This window comes from Rhodocytophaga aerolata, from assembly GCF_030503435.1.
GTDB classification, from domain to species: domain Bacteria; phylum Bacteroidota; class Bacteroidia; order Cytophagales; family 172606-1; genus Rhodocytophaga; species Rhodocytophaga aerolata.
The window spans coordinates 1-5,084 of sequence record NZ_JAUKPO010000103.1; the positions used below are offsets into that span (position 1 = coordinate 1).

At 42.3% G+C, this 5,084-nt stretch carries 9 protein-coding genes; 7 read left to right on the forward strand and 2 right to left on the reverse strand.

From position 1 onward, the window contains the following. Positions 1 to 24: 24 nt before the first annotated feature. Entirely contained in the window at positions 25 to 321 is a 297-nt protein-coding gene (locus Q0590_RS36575; protein WP_302042638.1) for a type II toxin-antitoxin system RelE/ParE family toxin, read from the reverse strand. After that, on the reverse strand, positions 318 to 563 hold the full coding sequence (locus Q0590_RS36580) for a hypothetical protein (protein ID WP_302042639.1): 246 nt from the start codon (positions 561 to 563) through the stop codon (positions 318 to 320). Before Q0590_RS36580 ends, Q0590_RS36575 begins: the two co-directional genes overlap by 4 nt. A 445-nt stretch (positions 564 to 1,008) precedes the next feature. On the opposite strand from Q0590_RS36580, the gene Q0590_RS36585 reads away from it, so the two are divergent. The 7 genes from Q0590_RS36585 to Q0590_RS36620 all read left to right on the forward strand — a co-directional run. Further along, positions 1,009 to 1,602 carry a Crp/Fnr family transcriptional regulator gene (locus Q0590_RS36585; RefSeq protein WP_302042640.1) on the forward strand — a complete coding sequence of 198 codons (594 nt, stop codon included), beginning with the start codon at positions 1,009 to 1,011 and terminating at the stop codon, positions 1,600 to 1,602. 70 nt (positions 1,603 to 1,672) lie between these two features. Next, complete coding sequence (locus tag Q0590_RS36590; protein ID WP_302042641.1) at positions 1,673 to 1,981, forward strand: pirin family protein; 309 nt, start codon at positions 1,673 to 1,675, stop codon at positions 1,979 to 1,981. Between the two features lie 41 nt (positions 1,982 to 2,022). Next, complete coding sequence (locus Q0590_RS36595) at positions 2,023 to 2,172, forward strand: DUF5996 family protein (RefSeq protein ID WP_302042642.1); 150 nt, start codon at positions 2,023 to 2,025, stop codon at positions 2,170 to 2,172. A 14-nt stretch (positions 2,173 to 2,186) separates the two neighbouring features. After that, positions 2,187 to 2,687 (forward strand): GNAT family N-acetyltransferase, encoded by a 501-nt coding sequence (locus tag Q0590_RS37750; RefSeq protein ID WP_366970857.1) that lies wholly within the window; start codon positions 2,187 to 2,189, stop codon positions 2,685 to 2,687. A gap of 64 nt (positions 2,688 to 2,751) precedes the next feature. Further along, entirely contained in the window at positions 2,752 to 3,642 is an 891-nt protein-coding gene (locus tag Q0590_RS36610; RefSeq protein WP_302042643.1) for a pirin family protein, read from the forward strand. After that, a complete protein-coding gene (locus Q0590_RS36615; protein WP_302042644.1) occupies positions 3,639 to 4,502 on the forward strand; it encodes an SDR family oxidoreductase in 864 nt (287 codons plus the stop codon). The genes Q0590_RS36610 and Q0590_RS36615 overlap by 4 nt, the downstream gene beginning before the upstream one ends. An 88-nt stretch (positions 4,503 to 4,590) precedes the next feature. Continuing rightward, the coding region (locus Q0590_RS36620) for an LLM class flavin-dependent oxidoreductase (RefSeq protein ID WP_302042645.1) at positions 4,591 to 5,084 on the forward strand (494 nt) is incomplete at its 3' end.

Consider the following 5,084-nt stretch of genomic DNA (forward strand, 5'->3'; position numbering starts at 1 on the left):
CGGTTCATATTACCAAGGGGAAGTTTATAACTTTAACTTACCAGGGTTTTGCCTTCTATCAAAGAATGTAAGTAGCACTACTTTGTCCTGAGCTGTTTCTTTATAGTACAAGTCTATAAATTTATTGACTTTATAGCGGCGTATCCGCTTGGTATCATCCACTAATTGGTAAACTACTTCTTTACTTGAAATATTTTCTATGGCTTGAGCTACTTCTGCCATATACTGTAAAACAGATTTCTTGCTCGCATGCGCTTCCAAATAGGCCATCTGCTTGGTAAAATCCTGTTCTGCACGAGCAGACCAACTGATCCGCTTCATAAACCAAACTTTGATTTGATGCGGCCCATTACCTCCTCATGGGAGGAGACATGCCCATTGGCTATATCGTCTAATCCTTCACTAATTGCTTGCTTTTCATCTGCGCTTAATTGATCCCAGTCTACGGGTTGATCTTGTCCAACTTCTCGGGCTAAAATCATATGGACTGCCTGTAGTAAGCGACTATCTTCAATTTGATCAATCAGTCGGTGCAGGTCCGTTTTTAGTTGAATAGAATCCATAAATGTACATTGGCTACCATTAAAGGTACGAATATTTTCTAAAAAAGAGACTTGCCTAGTAATTAGTTCACTGATGGGTTGTTCGTGATACTTTTCGGGTGTGTATCGAGTATTTTATATGCTATCCAGAAGGCAGTTATTATAAAATTTTATAGTTACAAAATCTACCCCTTTGTATTAACTACCCTTGCTGCTTGCTAATAGGCTTCACCAAATGAACCGACGTTGGTAGTTTCAGCGTGCATCACAGGTTTGTCAGTAGGAGACTTCCATCCTTTGAGATAATTGTTGTATATTTCTTTCCAAATATACCCTGCCATGCCGGGCGCTCACACGTAATCCATCGACAAACGCCTTACTATTAGCACCAGGCTAAGCATAAAAGGTAAGTTTGTGAGGATTATTGTCCGTGGTAGGTAATGCAAAAGAACCATCTGCACTAACCATGAACAGTACCGATTTAAAAACTTATTTGATGTCTAATCTTACTATTGACGAAAGGGAAATTTCAGCCATAGTAGAAAACTGCCCCGTCAAAAAAGTTAAGAAAGACCAATTCCTTTTGCATGAAAAAGAAATCTGCAAGCATGCCTTTTTTGTAGAACAAGGGCTGTTGAGGCAATTCTCACTTGATAAGAAAGGGAAGGAACATATCATTGCTTTCGCCCCTGAAAACTGGTTTGTGACGGATCGGGAAAGTGTTTTTTTCAATCAGCCGTCTGCCTATTTTATCCAGGCTCTGGAAGACAGCCAGGTGGTGATGATAGAGGAAAGTTTTGTTCAGTTGCTTTCCAAGAAATTTCCGGAGTTTACAGAATTCAATAACCGGTTGCTTCATAACCATATCCGTCATTTACAGAAAAGGATTACCCTGCTACTGAGCGCTTCTGCCGAAGACCGTTATTTACAATTTGTGGCCATGTATCCCGACATACTTTTAAGAGTTCCACAGACCATGGTAGCTTCGTATCTGGGCATCACACCGGAAAGCTTAAGCCGTGTCCGCCGGGAGTTAGCACAAAAAAACTTCATCAAGTAAGTTCTTCTTATCATACATCAATGCATAGGCTTGCTACAAAGGGTAAATTTGTGGTAGAAACATGGAAAGTATGAAAACAAGAACGGTAGAAATAGTAGCAAGTCCCAAAGAACCCCATTTTGTGGGCGATGGCTTTCGGGTGCATAACTTCATTCCCAGCAGATCAAAATTTGATAGGCAACAGATGAATCCATTTATTATGCTGGATTATCATGCTACTTATCAGTTTCCCCCCACCGATAAACCAAAAGGAGTTGGCGTACACCCGCACCAGGGTTTTCAAACCGTTACGATCGCTTATAAAGGTAGCCCTTCGCCGAACCTGCTTTCTAACTTATACACCTATCCTTCACCCGAAGGACTAAACCAGCACCTTTAACGCCCTTTGCCGCCCAATGGGTTGAAGGTAAGGGAAGCCCCATGGCTCTGTTAACATACAACGATCTAGTAAATACGGATGACCCACGTGCAGCCCTGCTTGATTTTTTGGAGTCTGCCTATAGGGACAGTGCAAAAAAAGCCAACTGGGATATTGAGACATTAACCGTACCGGAACTAAGTAACATTTAACGTTTAATTGCTATATGTCAACCAAAGAATATTCAAATGGTGAAGTAACCATTGTTTGGAAACCCGAAAAGTGCATCCATTCGGGAATATGTGTAAAGACTTTGCCCCAGGTATATCATCCAAAAGAAAAACCCTGGATTAACCCAGAAAAGGCAAGTTCTAAAGAACTTATCATGCAGGTTGCTACATGTCCTTCGGGAGCACTAAGTATTAAACAGGAGAATAAGACTATGATAAAAATAGAAAGAGAAGACAATGGAAGAAAAGGACGCTTTGTCATATATGAAAATGATGAACTGGCTGGCGAAATGACCTATGTATGGGCGGGTGAAGCAAGATTTATCATCGATCATACCGGTGTTGAGGAAAATTTTAGTGGAAGAGGGCTGGGCAAGCAATTGGTTATGAAAGCAGTAGAATATGCTCGAAACAATAATCTGAAAATACTGCCGCTTTGCCCTTTTGCAAAGAAGGTCTTTGACAAAGACAAGGGACTTGAAGATGTCCGCGCGTGAGCACTAGTCCAAGTTATTGAAAGTCTTTACTCAAGTAACAGTTTCTTGATAAAAAAATAAAAAAATGAAAAAGAAAACCAGTTTTTCAACCAAAGGGCAAAGAGCTGATATAGGAGACTTAACCATTTATCGCATGTTGGCAAATCGTTATGCAGATGCTATAGGTCCATTTGTATTTTTAGACCATATCATTCCAAAGGTTCATCCCTCTGTGATCAAGAGCGGAACCGGTGCCCATCCCCACCGGGGAATTGCTACATTAAGCTACATTCTGGAAGGGGAAGATGCGCATTTTGATAGTGCCGGCAACTATGCCAAAGTGTATTCGGGAGGAATTCAATGGATGAAAGCCGGAAACGGGATTCTACATGACGAAACCTTAAACGTGGACTCTCGAACGGGAACAAATCGTACGCACGCTTTTCAGTTCTGGATCAATCTTCCTTCCAAAAACAAAGTAGAAAAACCGGAATATCTGGCAATTCAGCGTGAGGAAGTTCCTCAGAAAGAATTACCCAATGAAAGTGGTTGGATCAAAGTAATCGTGGGTGATTATCAAGACCTGCATTCCAGAATACCTAGTTATTCCGAACAGTTTTTATTTCATATCCATCTTGAACTCGGCAAAAGCTTCACCATTTCTATGGACGAAAAAGTGGAAGCGGCTGCATTCTTACCCACTCACAATACACTGCTTAACGATGCCCAATTTGGGGCAGGTGAGTTTGTGGAATTTGACAAAAATGCGGGTGAGATAGTGATTGAAAATAAACTGCAGGAAGCTATCGATATACTTTTATTTGGAGGAGAACCCTATACCGAACCCATTGTAGCCGAAGGTCCCTTTGTGATGAATAGCCAGGCCGAAATAGCGCAAGCGTACCGCGACTATTTTGCCGGGAAATACGGCGAAATTAATTATCAAAAAAGCGAATCAATAAAAGTAGAGAAATGAAGAAAAAGATTGTATTGATCACAGGAACCAATAGCGGATTTGGATGGCTAACAGCCCATAGTGTAGCCGCTTTAGGGCATACAGTGTACGCTACCATGCGGGATACCCATGGAAAAAATGCTGCTAAAGCTGAAGCCTTATCGCAGGTAAAAAATGTAACGGTCCTGGATGTGAGCCTGACTGATGAAACAAGTGTAAAAAATGCGGTTGACACGATCATATCGAAAGAAGGTAGGATAGATGTTTTAGTAAACAATGCAGGAATTGGCATGATTGGAGTAGCTGAAAGCTATACCATTGCAGATGTTGAGGAAATGTTCGATGTGAACGTTATCGCCCCCTGGCGATTGATGAAATTGGCATTACCCAGCATGCGTAAACAATCAGAAGGCTTGATCATCAATGTAACCAGTGGTTCTGGAAGATTCTCTTTTCCTTTTTCAGTAGTGTATGGCGCTTCAAAATTTGGTTTGGAAGGACTGAGTGAAGGGTTGCATTATGAGCTAAGACCTTTAGGCGTTGACGTAGCCATTTTGCAACCGGGGGCTTTTCCTACCGAGATGTCCCAGAAAGCCAGATCGGCTTCAGACACGTCCGTGAATGCCCACTACGAGGCAATAGCTGCTTACCCTAAAAAAATGGTTAATGCCATTGTTCAACTGTTTGAAGCGGCAAACCCCAATCCGCAGGATGTTGCCGACGCGGTAGTCAAGCTGATTAATCTGCCTAAAGGGCAAAGGCCATTGAGAACGGTTGTCGACCCGACGACGGGAGAATTTGTCAAAATGGCCAACGACGCTGTAAAAGTTGAATACGCAAAAGCGTTAACAGCCTATGGAATGAAAGACTTGCTAACCTGATACTTACTGGAGTTAAAGAGAAAGGGCTAAAAAGGGTTGTATGAACGCCTGGAGCGTTTTTAGGATTAACAAACCAATATAAAATACAATGGAAATAGGAATAGATAGTTTTGCATCGGCCATGTACGGAAGTACTTCCCTGAACAGTGCCGATGCCATGGAACAGTTACTGGACCGGATTGTAAGGGCCGATGAAGCAGGACTGGATGTATTTGGCATTGGCGAGCACCATAAAAAGGAATTTCTTGATTCTGCACCGGCCGTAATTCTTTCAGCCGCTGCTGCCAGAACTAAACAGATTCGTCTCAACAGTGCCGTTAAAGTATTAAGTACCGATGATCCTGTGCGCGTATACCAGAGTTTTGCAACCCTGGATCTGATTTCAAAGGGACGAGCAGAACTGGTCGTTGGACGTGGGTCAGCGATTGAAGCCTTTCCGCTTTTTGGATTTGACCTGAGAGATTATGATGCCCTCTTTGCAGAGAAACTGGATTTACTGCTGCAGATACGCGACCAGGAATATGTTACCTGGTCAGGCAAGTTCAGGCCGGCCATCAACAACCAACCGGTTTACCCAAGAGC